This is a genomic window from Parasphingorhabdus sp. NYA22, assembly GCF_976973735.1.
Window position 1 is genome coordinate 3,142,872 of record NZ_OZ333477.1, and the last position, 15,332, is coordinate 3,158,203.

A 15,332-nucleotide genomic window follows, 5' to 3' on the forward strand; every position below is an offset into this window, starting at 1 on the left:
ACTCGTCATCCTGAACTTCTCCAACTCGTCATCCTGAAATTGTTTCAGGACCTCCATCGGACATGTGCATTCTTCCGAAAGAGATGCGGAAATAAATTCAGCATGACGAGAATGAAAGCGGGCGCTAAACACTATCCCATGCCAGCCACACCCGCTTACCCCCCGCACAGCGCCCCGCGTCTCTACGTCGATGTCGAACTGTCCGACGGCGCCGAAATCCGGCTCGACGGCAGCCATGCCCATTATCTGCTCAAGGTCATGCGGATCAAGCAGGGCGATCCCGTCAAACTGTTCGACGACCGCACCGGGGAATATCTTGCCCATGTAACGGCGCTGGGCAAACGGGATTTGATCCTGATGATCGATGGCAAGACACGGGACCGGGAAGCGGTTCCCGATCTCTGGCTGTGCACCGCGCCGATAAAGAAAGACCGCTTCAACTGGATCGCCGAAAAAGCGACCGAACTGGGGGTCGCCAGGATCATGCCGGTGCAGACCGAACGTACCCAGAGTCATAATATCAAGATGGAGAAGCTGCGCGCCCATATGATTGAGGCAGCGGAACAATGCGAACGCACTGCCCTGCCCTCGCTCGATCCGATCACAAAATTGACCGATATGCTCGAACAATGGCCCGCAGACCGGCATCTTTTCTTCGCCGACGAGCGCATCCATGAAGCCGGCGAAGGCAGTTTCCGCAAGGCACTGGTCGCCCATGCTGGTCCGGCGGCGATCCTGATCGGCCCAGAAGGTGGCTTTTCCGATGCAGAAAACGAGATGATCCGCGCCCTGCCCCAGTCGGTGCCGGTATCGCTTGGCCCCAGAATATTGCGCGCCGACACGGCGGCGCTAGCGGCGATCAGCCTGTGGATGGCGGGCTGGGGCGACTGGAATTCGGCCTAGTTGGCGTTGTTATTGCGCGCACCAGCGACGTAACCATCCTGAAATCCTTGTAAAATCCTAACATCCTTTTCGCGTGGTTAACCAATAATTAGCCCATAGCGGATAGGGAAAGCCCATGTTTTTGGGGAAATCTATCGGGGGCCAGAGCCGATTGACTATCCACACATTGGTGTGGGGATTGCTTTGCCTGTGCGCCATTGCGCTGTTTCCGGCTGGAAAGGCCGCGGCTCAGACGGTCAATAGCTATTCCAATAGCAGCACGGCTTCGATACCGGACAACGCCTGCCCTGCGACGGTCAACCGGACTTTCAGTGTCGGCACAAGCTATATTGTCGGTGACGTCGATATCGGCGTCTTGCTCGATCACACGTACCGGCGCGATCTGGAAATCACATTGACTTCGCCAAGCGGCACCACCGTCACGCTGATGAATTATGTCGGCGGCAGCGCCAATAATCTCAACGTCGAATTTGACGATGAAGGCACCGACGGAACCATCGCCGCTCATACCTCCAACGACTCTTTGACCCCGGTATATGCCAGCACGAGAACGCCGCAAAGCAGCCTGTCCGCCTTCGATGGTCAAAACGCCCTGGGGACCTGGACCCTCAAAATCTGCGATCAGCAAGGCGTAGACACCGGATCATTCCGCCGCGCAGACCTGTATATTACCCAGCCACCGCCATTTGCAGATCTTTCGCTAAGTAAAACCTTCGGCGCAACATCGAGCAATAGCGGGAGATATACTTTATCGGTAACCAACTCTGCGATTTCGGCACTGACCGCCACCGGGGTAACAGTGAGCGATAGCCTGCCCGCTGGCGTCAGTCTGACCAGCACTTCCGGCACCGGCACATATAGTGGCGGAGTCTGGACCTTGGGGACTGCGATCGCGCCGGACCAGACGATCACGATCGAACTGAATGTGAACATCACGGCCACCTCCGGTACGATCACCAATAACGCACAAATTCGCGCCTCGTCCGCTTATGATCCGGATTCGACACCGAACAACGGCGTTACCGGCGAAGATGACTATGCCAGCGTCAGCTTCACTGCGGGTGGACGCATAGCCGGCTACGTGCCCTCTCTCACCTCGATATGCCCCATATCCAATCAGCTGGATTTCAGCTGGGCCTCACCGACGACCTGGTCGCCTGGAGGTTCTCTGGCCCATAGCTATAGCGTCGCCGGTCTGGGCGACATCAGTTTTGGCGTAACGCAACCTCCGAACGAATTCACCAACAGCACTCCGGAAATCACGACCTCTAACAGCGGTGGCGGAGCATCGGGCACGCGCGCACTCTATTTATACATGAATAACGGCAACGAAACACATTCCGGCACGGTTGTCCTCACCTTGCCAACCGCCGTGCCGGGCCTTCAATTCTCCATGTTTGATATTGATTATGCTGCCAACCAGTTCACCGACAAGGTCACTGTAACAGGCACCTATAACGGCGCCACCGTCCTGCCGACATTATCGAACAATACCGCCAATTATATAAGCGGCAATTCCATTATCGGCGACGGCGCGTCGGGTGCAACCGATCCGTTCGGCAATGCGGTCGTGACCTTCACTTCGCCCGTCGACTCGGTCTCCATAACCTATGGCAACCATCTGCCGACCACCCCGACAGCATCGGGCAATCAGGCGATGTCGATCCATGATTTCAAATTCTGCCGGCCGGCGACAACCCTGAGCGTCACAAAGATCAGCTCGATCATCAGCGATCCGGTCAACGGCACGACCAATCCGAAGCGCATTCCGGATGCTGTCGTCCAATATTGTATCCTGATCAGCAACGGGGGTTCTGCGACGGCGAATGCAGTCACGGCCACCGACACGCTAAGCGGCCCCTTCACCTACACTCCGGGCAGTATGAGAAGCGGCAGCAATTGTGGGTCAGCTGCGACGGAGGAAGATGATAACGCAACGGGTGCGGACGAGAGCAACCCATATGGCGCATCCATTGCCGGTTCAACCATCACGGCGACCGCAGCAACATTGAATCCGGGGAGCAGCTTTGCGCTCACCTTTCAGGTTACGATAGACTAGCCAAGACGCTTCAGCCGCACCAGTATTTCATCGAGAGACGACAGGAAACGGGAGCGATCCGCTTTGCTGAACGGCGGCGGACCACCGATATTCTCGGTGCCCATGCCGGCGCGCAAATCGGCCATGATCGCGCGCGTTGCCACGGCTGCTCCGATGGAGTCGGCGGTAAATGGCTTGCCATTCGATCCGACCACCGCAGCGCCCGCTTTCACGCATCGATCTGCCAGCAATATATCGGACGTGACCACGACGGTGTGCGAGCCGGTTCGTTCGGCAATATAGTCGTCGGCTGCATCAAAGGCATCGCTGACCACCACGCGGCTGACCAGCGGGTGATCCGGCACCCGAAACGGGCTGTTGCTGACAATCAGCACCGCCACTTGATGACGGTCCGCCACCCGGTAAATCTCTTCCTTTACCGGGCAGGCGTCCGCATCAACCAATATTTGAATGGTGCCGCTCATCGACTGGTTCAGTCGGCTTTGGGTCCGCGCGGTTTTCCGCCTTCAAACGGACGTTTTCCGCGATGTGGCTTCTTGTTACCACCACCGAAATTGCCACCGGAACCGGATTTGCGATCGCCCTTGAAATCGGACTTCTTTTTGAAACCACCGCCAAATTCGCGCTTTGGTCCGCCATCGCCAGAACCGCCTTCGCCTTCCGGCTTGCGCTTCTGGTAAGGCTTGCCGCCGCCACCCGGTTTGTCACCGAATTTCTTGTCGCCAAATTTCTTGTCACCAAACTTGTTCTTGCCGAACTGCTTGCCGCCATGTTTCTTGCTGGCGTTGCTGTAATCGCGCTGGCCACCGGCATTGTCGCCGCGCCCGCCCTTGCGGTTGCGTTTGGCTTCATCGCGCGGCTTGCCTTCGAACTGGGTGATCACGATATCATCGGTATCATCTCCGCCGGATTCTCTCTTTTCAGCGATAGCAGCGGTAAATTTGTCGACCACACGACGCGGGATTTCGAACAATGTGTCGTCACCGTTGATCCGGATCGCGCCGATTTCATTCTTGGTGATATGACCACGGCGGCACAATACCGGCAACAGCCAGCGAGCATCAGCGCGCTGGTTATGACCGACATTCATCTTGAACCAGACCGTATCTTCAAATCCCGGACGCGGACCGCCTGGAGCGGCTTGTGACTGGGCGCCGCGATCGAGCATCTGTTCCGGAGCCGGCATTTTCGCACGGTGCGATTGCACCAGCATGGCTGCGATTTCTTCCGGCGTTTTCTCTGCCATCAGGCGTTTTGCCAATGCCAGATCATCTTCGTCGATCTCGACCGGCTGCAACAATGTTTCGATCAGACGCTCGGCATCATTCTTGCGAATGTCGGCGCGCGTCGGAGCATCTTTCCATTCGGCGTTGATCTTCGCGCCGCGCAGCATGGATTCAACCCGCTTGCGCCGCTGGTAAGGCACGATGATAACCGCCGTACCCTTTTTGCCGGCACGACCCGTACGACCGGAGCGATGCTGCAAAGTCTCGGCATCGCGTGGCATGTCGACATGCACAACGAGGCTCAGGGTCGGCAGATCGAGGCCACGGGCAGCAACGTCGGTTGCGACACAGACGCGGGCGCGCTTGCTGCGCAAGGCCTGCATCGCCTGGTTGCGTTCGCTCTGGGTGTGTTCACCCGACAGCGCCACTGCACTGAAACCGCGATCGACCAGGCTGGCATGAAGGCGACGAACCGCTTCGCGCGTTCCGCAGAACAGCATCGCTGATTCCGCTTCATGAAAGCGCAGCAGATTAACCACCGCATTTTCGGTATCAGCCGGAGCGACAGTGATCGCCTGATAGGCAATGTCACCATGGCCGCGATCTTCACCGACGGTGGAAATACGCAGCGCGTCATTCTGATAGCGTTTGGCAAGATTGATAATCGGCTTCGGGATGGTCGCCGAGAACATCAATGTCCGGCGTTGCTCACCCGTTGCGTCGAGAATTTCTTCGAGATCTTCGCGGAAGCCCATGTCGAGCATTTCATCCGCTTCATCGAGAACCGCTGCACGCAGATTTTTGAGGTCGAGCGCACCACGTTCAAGATGGTCGCGCAAACGCCCAGGCGTTCCGACGATGACATGCGCGCCGCGGCGCAGCTGACGCCGTTCCTTGGAAGCATCCATACCGCCAACGCAGGTCGCGATCTGCGCACCGGCTGGTTGATATAGCCAGGTTAGCTCGCGGCTCACTTGCAGGGCAAGTTCGCGGGTTGGCGCAATGACCAAAGCCAGCGGCTCGACCAGAAACGGGAAACGCCCGTTGTCATCGAGCAATTGCGGTGCCATTGCCAGACCGAAGGCTACGGTCTTGCCGGAGCCGGTCTGGGCGGATACGATAAGGTCGCGGCCATCCGCTTCTGGTTCAAGCACTGCGGCCTGTACCGGCGTAGGCTTGTCATATTCGTGCGCCGCAAGCGCCTCGGCGAGAAGCGGGGATAATTTCGTGAAAGGCATAATATCTGTATTCCGTGGCAAATGTGAAAGCCGCGCGGAACTGCCAGTCGCCTGCGGTTTATGAAGAATATGTTGTTATTAAACGGTCTGCACTGGGGATCATATTGCCTTGCCGGCAGCATGGCCACTCGCCCAAGCCCATTGAAAATTATAGCCACCGAGCCAGCCGGTAACATCAACAGCTTCCCCAATAGCATAAAAACCGGGTACTTGCCTAGCTTCCATATTTTTCGACGATAATTCCGCCGTGCTGATCCCGCCAGCGGTGACTTCTGCCTTGGCAAAACCCTCGGTTCCATTGGGCATGAAGCGCCAATGAGACAGCCGTCGGGCCGCTTCATCAAGCTTCTTGTCGGTCAGATTGCCGAGTTCGCCTTCCAGGGCGATCCGTTCGATCAATGTCTCGGTCAAACGGGCAGGAAGATGAGCGTTGATCGCCTTTTTCAGCGACAGCCGGGGCAATTGCTGCTTCGCCTGGCTGAGCCAATCGCTCGCCAAATCGGGCAGAAAATCAATCTCGACCGATTCGCCATGTTGCCAATAAGATGAAATCTGGAGAATCGCAGGTCCTGACAATCCTTTGTGGGTGAACAGCGCAGCTTCCCGAAAAGCGGTTTTCCCGCATCGCGCGATCACCGGTGCCGACACACCGGATAGCTCACGGAACAATGTTTCTTCCCCGCCGAGGGTCAGCGGCACCAGCGCCGGCCTTGGTTCGACAATCTTCAGTCCGAACTGCCGCGCCAGGTCATAAGCGAATCCGGTCGCCCCCATTTTCGGGATAGAGGGACCACCGGTAGCGACTACAAGCGAAGGCGCAAACGCGGTCTCTCCGCCATATTCGACGCGATAACGGCCATCGCCATGACTGATATTGCTGATCGACTTCCCGAGCGACAGGCTGACCGCACCAACCGGGCACTCGTCCATCAGCATCGCGACAATCTGCTTGGCGGAACCATCACAAAATAGCTGTCCCAGAGTTTTTTCGTGCCAGTCGATACCGTAGCGATCGACCAGCGCAATGAAATCACTGGCAGAATAGCGGCTCAGAGCCGATTTCGCGAAATGCTTGTTTTGCGACAGATAACGATCGGGCGCGGTGCCGATATTGGTGAAATTGCAACGTCCGCCGCCAGAAATCAGGATTTTCTTACCCGGTTCATCGGCATGATCAATCAGTAGAACCTTCCGCCCGCGCTGGCCAGCAACAGCAGCGCACATCAGGCCAGCGCCGCCAGCGCCAAGAATTATTGCGTCATAATGGGTCGGGATTTTGGACATCGGATTATCGAAAACTCTCTAATATCAGCAGATTCGCGACTGCCGTTCGCGCCGGGCCTGTGGCTGTCGCCAGGGTGAACTACGGCCAAGTTTACCAAATTATCTTGGTTTGAAAATCAGCCTGTCCCGCGAGCAACCGCTCAAGCGAAGCCGAGACTGCGCAGTGGCGCTTTTAACAGCGATATGGATTGTTGGCAACGGCTGGCAGGCGGGCGCATTACTGTATTGCCCCCCAAGGCCCCACTGTCCACCATCATCACTCGCGCACCCCGCCGTATCCGGATAGATTGCGCCCCGCTCGCGCTTCGATCCATTCACCCGTCGCAACCTTTTAAAGATGTCTGCGTTTTCAAACCAAGTGCAGTAAAAAGTCGATGGAGCCGGAAATGATCAGCAGCCTTGCTTACGCAATCATCTTGATGGGATGTTCGGATGACATGGCCATGTGCAAAGAAATGGTCAGAGACCAGCGCGTCTTCGCTACGCTGCAAGAATGCGAGAGAACAGAGGCCAAGGCCCTGCAATCCGATGTGGCGCTGGAAATTGATTATCCGGTAGTAGCATCCAAATGTGCTGCAGCAGCAAAGAAATTTGCACAGAAGGGCGCGTCACATATTGAAGGATGATGATCTCGTCGGCGGAGAGGCCAGACTAACGCTCGGCACCAAACAGCCGATCAGCGAAATAACGCCGACCAAAAGACAGCTTTCAACAGCAATTTTTCTTTTGTCGCTCGGCCTGTTTCTGGCTCTACCGTTCGTCCTGTCGGCGGGCGCTGTTTTCTTCAGACCGTTATTCGCGGCCATGGTGATCATGCTGATGCTGTTGCCGTTGACCGGCGCACTGACGAAGCTGGGATTACCCAACGCAATCGCCGCCTTTCTTTCCGTGCTTACCTTCATTCTATTTCTGGTTTTCGGATTTCTGCTGATTCTGCAGCCGGCTCTGGAACTGGCAGAGCGATTTCCGGATATCACAAATATTTTGCAGGAACGGCTAGTCGACATTCGTCAGTTCACGGCTTCGGTGTCGCAAATGGGCACGGAATTCTCTTCGACAATGGGCGAAACCGGAGCACGCGAAGTGGTGCTTGCCAGCCCTACGGTCATGGAAGAGGCCGCCTATGCCACGCCTGCTGTCCTCCTCGAACTTCTGCTGGTGATCCTGCTGGTTTATTTCATGCTGGGATCCCGCCTGCGGCTGAAGCGGATCATATTATCGAAACGGTCGACCCTGGCCACAAGCCTGAAAGCCGCCCGGGCTGGCCGGAGCATCACGGGAGATCTGTCCCACTATATCGGCGCTGTAACCACCATCAACATCGCAGTGGGGGTGATCGTCGCCTTCGGCGCATGGTTACTGGATATAGAATCGCCTCTGATGTGGGGCGGCCTGGCGGCGATATTGAACTTCATCCCCTATCTCGGACCCATGCTGATGGCGGTGCTTCTATTCGGCTTCGGTGCAGCCTCGACCGGCGATCTGGGAGGCGGACTGGTCCCCGCGGCAGCCTATATCGGCCTGCAGGCGATCGAAGCCAATCTGATAACGCCGTCGATTCTTGGCCGGCGCTTTTCCATGAACCCGGTCATTATCCTGCTATCGATCAGCTATTTTACATGGATATGGGGATTGGGTGGAGCCTTGATAGCGGTCCCCTTGCTGATTGTCGGCAAAGCGCTGCTCACCCAAACGGGGAGCCCGAATATCATTGGCTTTATCCTGGGAGAGCCGTTGTTCGATTCTCCGGAAAATAAGCAGGGCGAATCACGCGGGCACTGAGGCTAACCAAACAACAGCCTGGCGGTCTCGCTCGATTGCTGTGGATATCCGCTGTGTGATGATCGACATAACGGATCAATTATTGGGAGATTTAGGAAAATGGTGGAGCCTAGCGGGATCGAACCGCTGACCTCTTCGCTGCCAGCGAAGCGCTCTCCCAGCTGAGCTAAGGCCCCATTTGAAGAGCGCCTTTAATCCAGACGCCCTTCAGAAAGCAAATCAAAAATTAGGTGTCGTCGGGTTCGTCGTCACCTTTGCCTTTGCTGACGCCCAAATCGTCGTCGCCACCAAGGTCAACTTCATTGTCCGGGGATGGTTCATCATCGTCGATGTTGATGTCCAAATCATCATCGTCAACCGCATCTTCTTCCTTCTTGACGGCCTTCTTGGGCGCTTCAAAAGGCATAGGCTGTTTGGATTTCAGCACTGCTTCCGGCACGAAGCTTTCCCCGCATTCAACGCAGGTTGCCGGGTCTTCTTTGCCCAGATCGTAAAAGCGCGTTCCACATTTCGGGCATGTGCGTTTTGTGCCCCATTCCGGTTTAACCATGGCTGGTGTCCAAATCCTGTCTAAATCAATTCGTTGATAGGTAAGTCTGCTCGACGGCGATTCAAGTTTTATCTAAATCAGCCGTGAAATCCGGCGCGCCTTGCCATAGCTTTGCTGCGCTGTCAAAAGCCGTTTGATATTCCTGCACGAATCATTGGTGCGCTCCGCTAACAAAGCTCTGACATGAACAGCAACACCCCACAGCCAGTAACGTTCAAACCGTCTGGCCCGCTTTCCGGTAAAATTTCGGTTCCCGGAGACAAATCCATTTCGCATCGCGCGCTGATATTATCGGCGCTCGCGGTTGGCAAAAGCCGGATCACCGGCCTGCTCGAAGGCGAAGATGTGCTTGCCACCGCCGCGGCCTTGCGTGCCATGGGCGCCAGAATCGAAAAAAAGGATGACGTGTGGACTGTTCACGGCGTGGGCGTCGGCGGCCTGATGCAGCCCGGCAACGCGCTTGAAATGGGCAATAGCGGTACCTCGACCCGATTGCTGATGGGTTTGATCGCCTCGCATGGGATCAGCGCAACCTTCATCGGCGATGCGAGCCTGTCGAAACGTCCGATGGGCCGGGTCATTGACCCGCTCTCGGAAATGGGCGCGGACATCCAGGCGCGCGAAACTTCCGACCACAAATCCTGCCTGCCGCTGACGGTAAGAGGCCTGTGTCCTGCAATCCCTATTGAATATCGCCTGCCGGTCGCTTCTGCGCAGGTCAAATCGGCGATCCTGCTCGCCGGCCTCAACACGCCCGGCATTACACGGATCATTGAACCCGTGCTCACCCGCGATCATAGCGAGACGATGCTCAAGGGCTTTGGCGCGGATATCACGGTAGAAACAGACGCCGAAGGATGTCGCGTCATTTCGCTGACCGGCGAAGCGGAACTGCAGCCGCAAAAGATCAAGGTTCCGGGCGATCCTTCCTCCGCTGCCTTCATGGTGGTTGCAGCCCTGATCGTCCCCGGATCGGATATCATCATCGAGAATGTCGGGATCAATCCGACCCGCGCCGGCCTGTTTGAAGTGCTGCAGAATATGGGCGGCGACATCAGCTTCAAGAAACAGCGGACAGTCGGCGGCGAACCGGTCGCCGACATCCACGTCAAATATAGCGCGCTCACCGGCATCGACGTGCCCGCCAATATTGCGCCGAGCATGATCGACGAATTCCCTATCTTGTTCATTGCCGCTGCCATCGCGAGCGGCGAAACCTCCACTCGCGGCCTGCACGAATTGCGGGTCAAGGAATCCGACCGGCTTTCACAAATGGCGAAGGGGCTTGAACTCCTCGGCGTTAAGCTCACCGAAAGGGACGATGGCCTGGTGATCGAAGGTAGCGGCGGCAAACCGCTAACCGGCGGAAAAGCCAAGCCGGAAATCGAAACCGCACTGGATCACCGTATCGCCATGAGCTTCGCCGTCGCGGGTATGGTGACGAAATCCGGACTGGCGATTGACGATGTCACGCCAGTGCAAACCAGCTTTCCCGGGTTCCAGGAACTCATGACGACGCTAGCATCCTGATGCTCGACGGATTTACCGCCAATGTAATCGGCATAACGGGCAGTATTCTTGTCGTATTTGCCTATGGTTATAATGTCTATGCGGACTCGGTGAACCCGTTTATCTATAACGGCACCAACCTGCTGGGCGCCCTTTTGCTCACCGTCTCTCTCATGGTATATTTCAATCTGGCATCATTTCTGCTGGAAATGGTCTGGATTTCCATTGCTGTAGGCGGTCTCTGGAAGGCCTATCGGAACCGTGCGAGTTCAGGCTCATGATCATCGCCGTCGACGGCCCGACCGCCTCTGGAAAAGGCACGATCTCCAAGCAACTGGCGAAACATTTCGCCCTGCCCTTTCTGGATACCGGCTTGCTTTATCGCGCGGTCGGCTGGACACTCAGGGAACAGGGCGGCAATGCCGATGATGCTGCCGATGCGCTGGCCGCCTGCGTCTTTGAAGGCACTCTGCTCGACAATCCGGGACTGCGCAGCGAAACAGTCGGGGGGCTGGCGAGCCGGGTTTCGGTCCATCCGGAAGTCAGGCGCGCGCTGGACAAACGCCAGAAGGACTTTGCCTATCAACCCGCCGGTGCCGTTCTGGACGGCCGCGATATCGGTACGGTCATCGCGCCGGACGCCGATGTAAAACTGTTCGTGACAGCCTCTTCCGAAGCACGTGCAGTCCGGCGATTCGAGGAAATGAAGCGGCGCGGCGAGCCGGCCAATTTTGATGATATATTGGCCGACATATTGAAACGGGACGAACGCGACAAGAATCGCAGCACGGCACCGCTCAAGCCCGCGGAAGATGCAGACTTGCTAGATACCACCAATTTGACTATAGACGCCGCCGTTCAACAGGCAATTGCCATGGTGAATGCGAAGACAAGCGGCCGGCACGATAAAGATCCGGCATAGCAGACAAATGATGTGCAAAACGGGCTAGGAAATAACCGGCCTGACTTTTAGCGCAGTTTTTGGCATTTGCACTTAGCCTCGCATACATCAATATTGGCAGTTTTCTAACGGATGCGGCGATCACATGGGGTGGTCGTGGCAATTTTGGTCCAAGACCAGCGGAACCAACCGCTTGGCCCGAAAAAACGAATACCAAGGATTATACCATATGGCCTCAACGGCATTTCCAACCCGCGATGATTTCGCGGCAATGTTAAACGAATCACTCGGTGGCGAAGACCAGGGCTTTGAAGGCCGCGTCGTCAAAGGCACCGTAACCGGCATCGAAAACGACATGGCTGTCATCGATGTGGGATTGAAATCAGAGGGCCGTGTAGCGCTGCGCGAATTCGCCGCTCCCGGTCAAAAAGCCGACATTTCCATTGGTGACGAAGTCGAAGTCTATGTCGACCGCATCGAAAATGTAAACGGCGAAGCCATGCTGTCCCGCGATCGCGCCCGTCGCGAAGCAAGCTGGGACAAGCTTGAAAAAGAATATGACGAAGGCAATCGCGTCGAAGGCATTATCTTCGGCCGCGTCAAAGGCGGCTTTACGGTTGACCTCGATGGCGCCGTGGCCTTCCTGCCCGGCAGCCAGGTCGACGTCCGTCCGGTACGCGACGTGACTCCTTTGATGGACATCACCCAGCCCTTCCAGATCCTCAAGATGGATCGCAAGCGCGGCAATATCGTTGTCTCGCGTCGCGCCATTCTCGAAGAAACCCGCGCCGAACAGCGCAGCGGTCTCATTGAGTCGCTGGCTGAAGGTCAGGTTACCGAAGGCGTGGTCAAGAATATCACCGATTATGGTGCGTTCGTTGACCTCGGCGGCATCGATGGCCTGCTCCATGTTACCGATCTCAGCTACAAGCGGGTCAATCACCCGAACGAGATGATCAACATCGGCGACACGCTGAAAGTCCAGATCATCAAGATCAACAAAGACACCCAGCGTATCTCGCTTGGCATGAAACAGCTCGAAAGCGATCCTTGGGATAGCGCTACCGAAAAATATGCGGTTGGCACGAAGCTCAATGGCTCGGTTACCAACATCACCGAATATGGTGCATTTGTTGAACTGGAACCAGGCATCGAAGGCCTTGTCCATGTTTCCGAAATGAGCTGGACCAAGAAGAACGTCCATCCGGGCAAGATCGTTTCTACCTCGCAAGAAGTCGAAGTTATCGTTCTCGAAGTCGACACCGAGAAGCGTCGCATCTCGCTGGGTCTGAAACAGGCTCAGTCCAACCCATGGACCGATTTTGCTGATACGCATCCCGTCGGCGCCACCGTCGAAGGCGAAGTCAAGAACGCTACCGAATTCGGTCTGTTCATCGGCCTTGAAGGCGACGTTGACGGCATGGTTCACATGTCCGACATCGCTTGGGGCATCTCCGGCGAAGACGCGCTCAACCTGCACCACAAGGGTGAACAGGTTAAAGCGATCGTTCTCGACATCGATGTTGACAAGGAACGTATTTCGCTTGGCATGAAGCAGCTTGAAAAAGGCGCACCTGCCATGGGCGGCGCGGATACCGGCGGTCTCAAAAAAGGCGCTGTGGCAACCGTCACCGTATTGGAAGTCCGCGACGGCGGCCTCGAAGTCCAGATGGGCGACGATGGCGCAACCGGCTTCATCAAGCGCAACGATTTGGGCCGCGATCGCGACGAGCAACGTCCTGACCGCTTCCAGGTCGGCCAGAAGCTCGACGCAATGATCACCGGCTTCGACCGTTCGAAGAAACCGAACTTCTCGATCAAGGCGCATCAGCTGGCAGAAGAGAAGCAGGCTGTGGAACAATTCGGTTCAACCGATTCCGGAGCGAGCCTTGGCGACATCCTCGGTGCCGCTCTGAAGAAGAAAGAAGAATAGTTCTTCAATCACAGGCAACCTATTGCGGAAAAGCCCGCCCCTTCAACGGGGCGGGCTTTTTCTTTGCCATGTCCCATTACACATCATTTTTTGACAAGGTTGCCAAGACCATTGAAAATAGACATAATTTCTGGCATCTATCGGAATCTAGAAAATGACAGACCGCCAGATTCCGAAAGTTTCCTGCAAAGAAACCCACTGGATCGACCGGGAATCGGAAAGGCGCACCGATGATACGTTCTGAACTATTAGAAAAACTGGCTGAAGAGAATCCGGAATTGAAGCCGGATGAGATTGAAAAAATCGTCGATCTCTTTTTCAACCAGATCAGCCAGAAACTGGCTGAAGGTGGTCGTGTGGAACTGCGCGGATTTGGCGCATTCTCGACGCGCCAGCGCAAACCGCGCACCGGTCGCAACCCGCGCACGGGTGAATCGGTAGAAGTTCCGGCGAAAAGAGTGCCCTATTTCAAGCCCGGCAAGGAAATCCGCGAGCGTCTGAACAAGGACTAATCGCCCCGATTGCGCGTTTTTATTTACCTACCCACTTGACCACAGCCCCGCAATAATGCTTGTCGCTAGGCTCCGGCGAAAGTTGGACCTACCGGTGCGGACGTGGCGAAATGGTAGACGCAGCAGACTTAAAATCTGCTATCCGAAATGGGTGTGCGGGTTCGAGTCCCGCCGTCCGCACCAGTTTTAATCGATCATATGATCTTCTCGCCCGGCCGGCGTTAAATGTCAGGATTTGCGCTAATCGTTACAACATCGCCATATCCACCGGTTGTTCCAGCAATACCCGCCCGGCCAGTTCGAACACCGCCGGTGCGGTAGCGATATGCTGGGTGGCGACATGGGCGTCGCGGAAGCGGCGCTGCAGGCTGCTGGTGGAATAGACCGCACCGCCGCCGCCCAATGTATAAGCGGTTTTGCAGACTTCAGCGGAGATTTCGGTGGCATGGGCGCAGGCGAGGCGCAGATTGGCCCGGCCTTTGGCGGAGATTGCCCCGGCCCCCTTTGCTTCTGCCCAGCATTCGCTGATGGCAGCTTCCAGATAAGCGAAGGCGCCACCCAGTTGAGCTGATGCCCGCGCCAGATCGGCTTGCACGGTTGCCCGCTGCGCCATCGACCGACCACCTCCGGGCGTCTTCTTGTTTACCGCGATATTGCTGATTTCTTCCAGCGCAGCGCGGGCATTGCCGAGCGCCACCGAAGATACGCCCAGCGCCAGCAGGCCGAAGAGCGGAAATTTATACAATGCGCCTGGGTCGCGCGGCTGGTCGCCGACGAAGGACACGCTGCGGTCCTTTGGCACTTTCAAATTTTCTACCGAGAAATCTCCGGACCCCGTGCCTTTCAATCCCGCGACATGCCAGCTGTCGATGAACGAGACATCTTGTGCCGGAAAGAACAGCATCCGGTGATAGGGCGCGCCACTCTCGAATTTCTGCAGATCGCCGTCCTTGAAGATCATCGCGCCACCGCCGAGCCAGGAACAATTGGCCGAGCCCGAGCCCCATTGCCACTGGCCGCTGAGCAGATAATGATCGCCCTGGTCTTCGGCCTTGCCCATCGGCGCGAAAACCCCGCCGGTGATGACATCATCCGCACCAAAGATTTCCTGCGCAACCGGTTCCGGCATATAGGCCGCGCCCAGCGTCGAGGTGACCGCGATCATCACGCACCAGCCGGCGCTGGCATCCGCTTCGGCAACCGTGGCAACAATTTTCATAAAGTCGAGCGGTTCCAGTTCCAGTCCGCCTAGAGCTGCCGGTTTGGACAGATTGAATGCACCGGCGTCAGCCAGCTTTGCTGCAAGGTCTGCTGGCAAACGCCGCGCCTTTTCGGTTTCCTCCGCGCGTACCGCAATCTCGGGCAGCAGCGCCAGAACCTTGGGGCCGACCTCGCCGATCGAGGAAATATCATATTGTAAACCGGTCATGCGGCA

Annotated in this window: 14 protein-coding genes and 2 tRNA genes; 10 read left to right on the plus strand and 6 right to left on the minus strand. The window is 56.6% G+C overall.

From position 1 onward, the window contains the following. Positions 1 to 138 precede the first annotated feature (138 nt). The gene (locus ACWFTY_RS14965) at positions 139 to 903 is read left to right on the plus strand and encodes a 16S rRNA (uracil(1498)-N(3))-methyltransferase (protein WP_447524976.1); all 765 of its coding nucleotides are present in this window, start codon (positions 139 to 141) and stop codon (positions 901 to 903) included. Between the two features lie 115 nt (positions 904 to 1,018). Beyond that, positions 1,019 to 2,962, plus strand: coding sequence for a proprotein convertase P-domain-containing protein (locus tag ACWFTY_RS14970; RefSeq protein ID WP_447524977.1), 1,944 nt, complete (start codon positions 1,019 to 1,021; stop codon positions 2,960 to 2,962). Here ACWFTY_RS14970 and ACWFTY_RS14975 read toward each other — a convergent pair. The 3 genes from ACWFTY_RS14975 to ACWFTY_RS14985 all read right to left on the minus strand — a co-directional run bounded on the left by ACWFTY_RS14975 (position 2,959) and on the right by ACWFTY_RS14985 (position 6,710). Beyond that, positions 2,959 to 3,426: a YaiI/YqxD family protein gene (locus tag ACWFTY_RS14975; protein ID WP_447524978.1), complete on the minus strand. Its 468-nt coding sequence runs from the start codon at positions 3,424 to 3,426 to the stop codon at positions 2,959 to 2,961. The two genes, ACWFTY_RS14970 and ACWFTY_RS14975, sit on opposite strands and share 4 nt — an antisense overlap. A gap of 8 nt (positions 3,427 to 3,434) precedes the next feature. Beyond that, positions 3,435 to 5,426 (minus strand): DEAD/DEAH box helicase, encoded by a 1,992-nt coding sequence (locus ACWFTY_RS14980; protein WP_447524979.1) that lies wholly within the window; start codon positions 5,424 to 5,426, stop codon positions 3,435 to 3,437. Between the two features lie 99 nt (positions 5,427 to 5,525). Continuing rightward, positions 5,526 to 6,710, minus strand: coding sequence for an NAD(P)/FAD-dependent oxidoreductase (locus ACWFTY_RS14985; RefSeq protein WP_447524980.1), 1,185 nt, complete (start codon positions 6,708 to 6,710; stop codon positions 5,526 to 5,528). A 386-nt stretch (positions 6,711 to 7,096) separates the two neighbouring features. On the opposite strand from ACWFTY_RS14985, the gene ACWFTY_RS14990 reads away from it, so the two are divergent. Together ACWFTY_RS14990 and ACWFTY_RS14995 are read left to right on the plus strand one after the other, a co-directional pair. After that, positions 7,097 to 7,336, plus strand: a complete 240-nt coding sequence (locus ACWFTY_RS14990) for a hypothetical protein (protein ID WP_447524981.1) — start codon at positions 7,097 to 7,099, stop codon at positions 7,334 to 7,336. Continuing rightward, on the plus strand, positions 7,326 to 8,492 hold the full coding sequence (locus ACWFTY_RS14995; protein WP_447524982.1) for an AI-2E family transporter: 1,167 nt from the start codon (positions 7,326 to 7,328) through the stop codon (positions 8,490 to 8,492). The genes ACWFTY_RS14990 and ACWFTY_RS14995 overlap by 11 nt, the downstream gene beginning before the upstream one ends. 100 nt (positions 8,493 to 8,592) lie before the next feature. Here the strand turns inward: ACWFTY_RS14995 and ACWFTY_RS15000 are convergent. Continuing rightward, positions 8,593 to 8,668: transfer RNA gene (locus ACWFTY_RS15000), tRNA-Ala, on the minus strand. A gap of 50 nt (positions 8,669 to 8,718) precedes the next feature. Beyond that, complete coding sequence (locus tag ACWFTY_RS15005) at positions 8,719 to 9,042, minus strand: TIGR02300 family protein (RefSeq protein ID WP_447524983.1); 324 nt, start codon at positions 9,040 to 9,042, stop codon at positions 8,719 to 8,721. Between the two features lie 183 nt (positions 9,043 to 9,225). Here ACWFTY_RS15005 and aroA point away from each other — a divergent pair, with 183 nt between their 5' ends. From aroA to ACWFTY_RS15035, 6 genes are all read left to right on the plus strand, one after another. Next, positions 9,226 to 10,572, plus strand: coding sequence for a 3-phosphoshikimate 1-carboxyvinyltransferase (aroA, locus tag ACWFTY_RS15010; RefSeq protein ID WP_447524984.1), 1,347 nt, complete (start codon positions 9,226 to 9,228; stop codon positions 10,570 to 10,572). After that, entirely contained in the window at positions 10,572 to 10,832 is a 261-nt protein-coding gene (locus ACWFTY_RS15015) for a CBU_0592 family membrane protein (RefSeq protein ID WP_447524985.1), read from the plus strand. Before aroA ends, ACWFTY_RS15015 begins: the two co-directional genes overlap by 1 nt. After that, positions 10,829 to 11,473 (plus strand): (d)CMP kinase, encoded by a 645-nt coding sequence (locus tag ACWFTY_RS15020; RefSeq protein ID WP_447524986.1) that lies wholly within the window; start codon positions 10,829 to 10,831, stop codon positions 11,471 to 11,473. Before ACWFTY_RS15015 ends, ACWFTY_RS15020 begins: the two co-directional genes overlap by 4 nt. A 208-nt stretch (positions 11,474 to 11,681) precedes the next feature. Next, positions 11,682 to 13,385, plus strand: a complete 1,704-nt coding sequence (gene rpsA / locus ACWFTY_RS15025) for a 30S ribosomal protein S1 (protein WP_447524987.1) — start codon at positions 11,682 to 11,684, stop codon at positions 13,383 to 13,385. Between the two features lie 230 nt (positions 13,386 to 13,615). Continuing rightward, a complete protein-coding gene (locus tag ACWFTY_RS15030; protein ID WP_447524988.1) occupies positions 13,616 to 13,897 on the plus strand; it encodes an integration host factor subunit beta in 282 nt (93 codons plus the stop codon). 96 nt (positions 13,898 to 13,993) lie between these two features. Continuing rightward, positions 13,994 to 14,080: transfer RNA gene (locus tag ACWFTY_RS15035), tRNA-Leu, on the plus strand. Positions 14,081 to 14,144: 64 nt separating this feature from the next. Here ACWFTY_RS15035 and ACWFTY_RS15040 read toward each other — a convergent pair. Further along, positions 14,145 to 15,326, minus strand: coding sequence for an acyl-CoA dehydrogenase family protein (locus ACWFTY_RS15040; RefSeq protein WP_447524989.1), 1,182 nt, complete (start codon positions 15,324 to 15,326; stop codon positions 14,145 to 14,147). Positions 15,327 to 15,332 lie beyond the last annotated feature (6 nt).

Excerpts from the sequence above, each read along its gene's own strand:
- ACWFTY_RS15005 (WP_447524983.1), bottom strand. The coding sequence starts at position 9,042 with ATGGTTAAACCGGAATGGGGCACAAAACGCACATGCCCGAAATGTGGA.
- ACWFTY_RS14985 (WP_447524980.1), bottom strand. The coding sequence starts at position 6,710 with ATGTCCAAAATCCCGACCCATTATGACGCAATAATTCTTGGCGCTGGC.
- ACWFTY_RS15015 (WP_447524985.1), top strand. The coding sequence starts at position 10,572 with ATGCTCGACGGATTTACCGCCAATGTAATCGGCATAACGGGCAGTATT.
- ACWFTY_RS15020 (WP_447524986.1), top strand. The coding sequence starts at position 10,829 with ATGATCATCGCCGTCGACGGCCCGACCGCCTCTGGAAAAGGCACGATC.
- ACWFTY_RS14990 (WP_447524981.1), top strand. The coding sequence starts at position 7,097 with ATGATCAGCAGCCTTGCTTACGCAATCATCTTGATGGGATGTTCGGAT.
- rpsA (WP_447524987.1), top strand. The coding sequence starts at position 11,682 with ATGGCCTCAACGGCATTTCCAACCCGCGATGATTTCGCGGCAATGTTA.
- ACWFTY_RS15030 (WP_447524988.1), top strand. The coding sequence starts at position 13,616 with ATGATACGTTCTGAACTATTAGAAAAACTGGCTGAAGAGAATCCGGAA.
- ACWFTY_RS14975 (WP_447524978.1), bottom strand. The coding sequence starts at position 3,426 with ATGAGCGGCACCATTCAAATATTGGTTGATGCGGACGCCTGCCCGGTA.
- aroA (WP_447524984.1), top strand. The coding sequence starts at position 9,226 with ATGAACAGCAACACCCCACAGCCAGTAACGTTCAAACCGTCTGGCCCG.
- ACWFTY_RS15040 (WP_447524989.1), bottom strand. The coding sequence starts at position 15,326 with ATGACCGGTTTACAATATGATATTTCCTCGATCGGCGAGGTCGGCCCC.
- ACWFTY_RS14970 (WP_447524977.1), top strand. The coding sequence starts at position 1,019 with ATGTTTTTGGGGAAATCTATCGGGGGCCAGAGCCGATTGACTATCCAC.
- ACWFTY_RS14965 (WP_447524976.1), top strand. The coding sequence starts at position 139 with ATGCCAGCCACACCCGCTTACCCCCCGCACAGCGCCCCGCGTCTCTAC.
- ACWFTY_RS14980 (WP_447524979.1), bottom strand. The coding sequence starts at position 5,426 with ATGCCTTTCACGAAATTATCCCCGCTTCTCGCCGAGGCGCTTGCGGCG.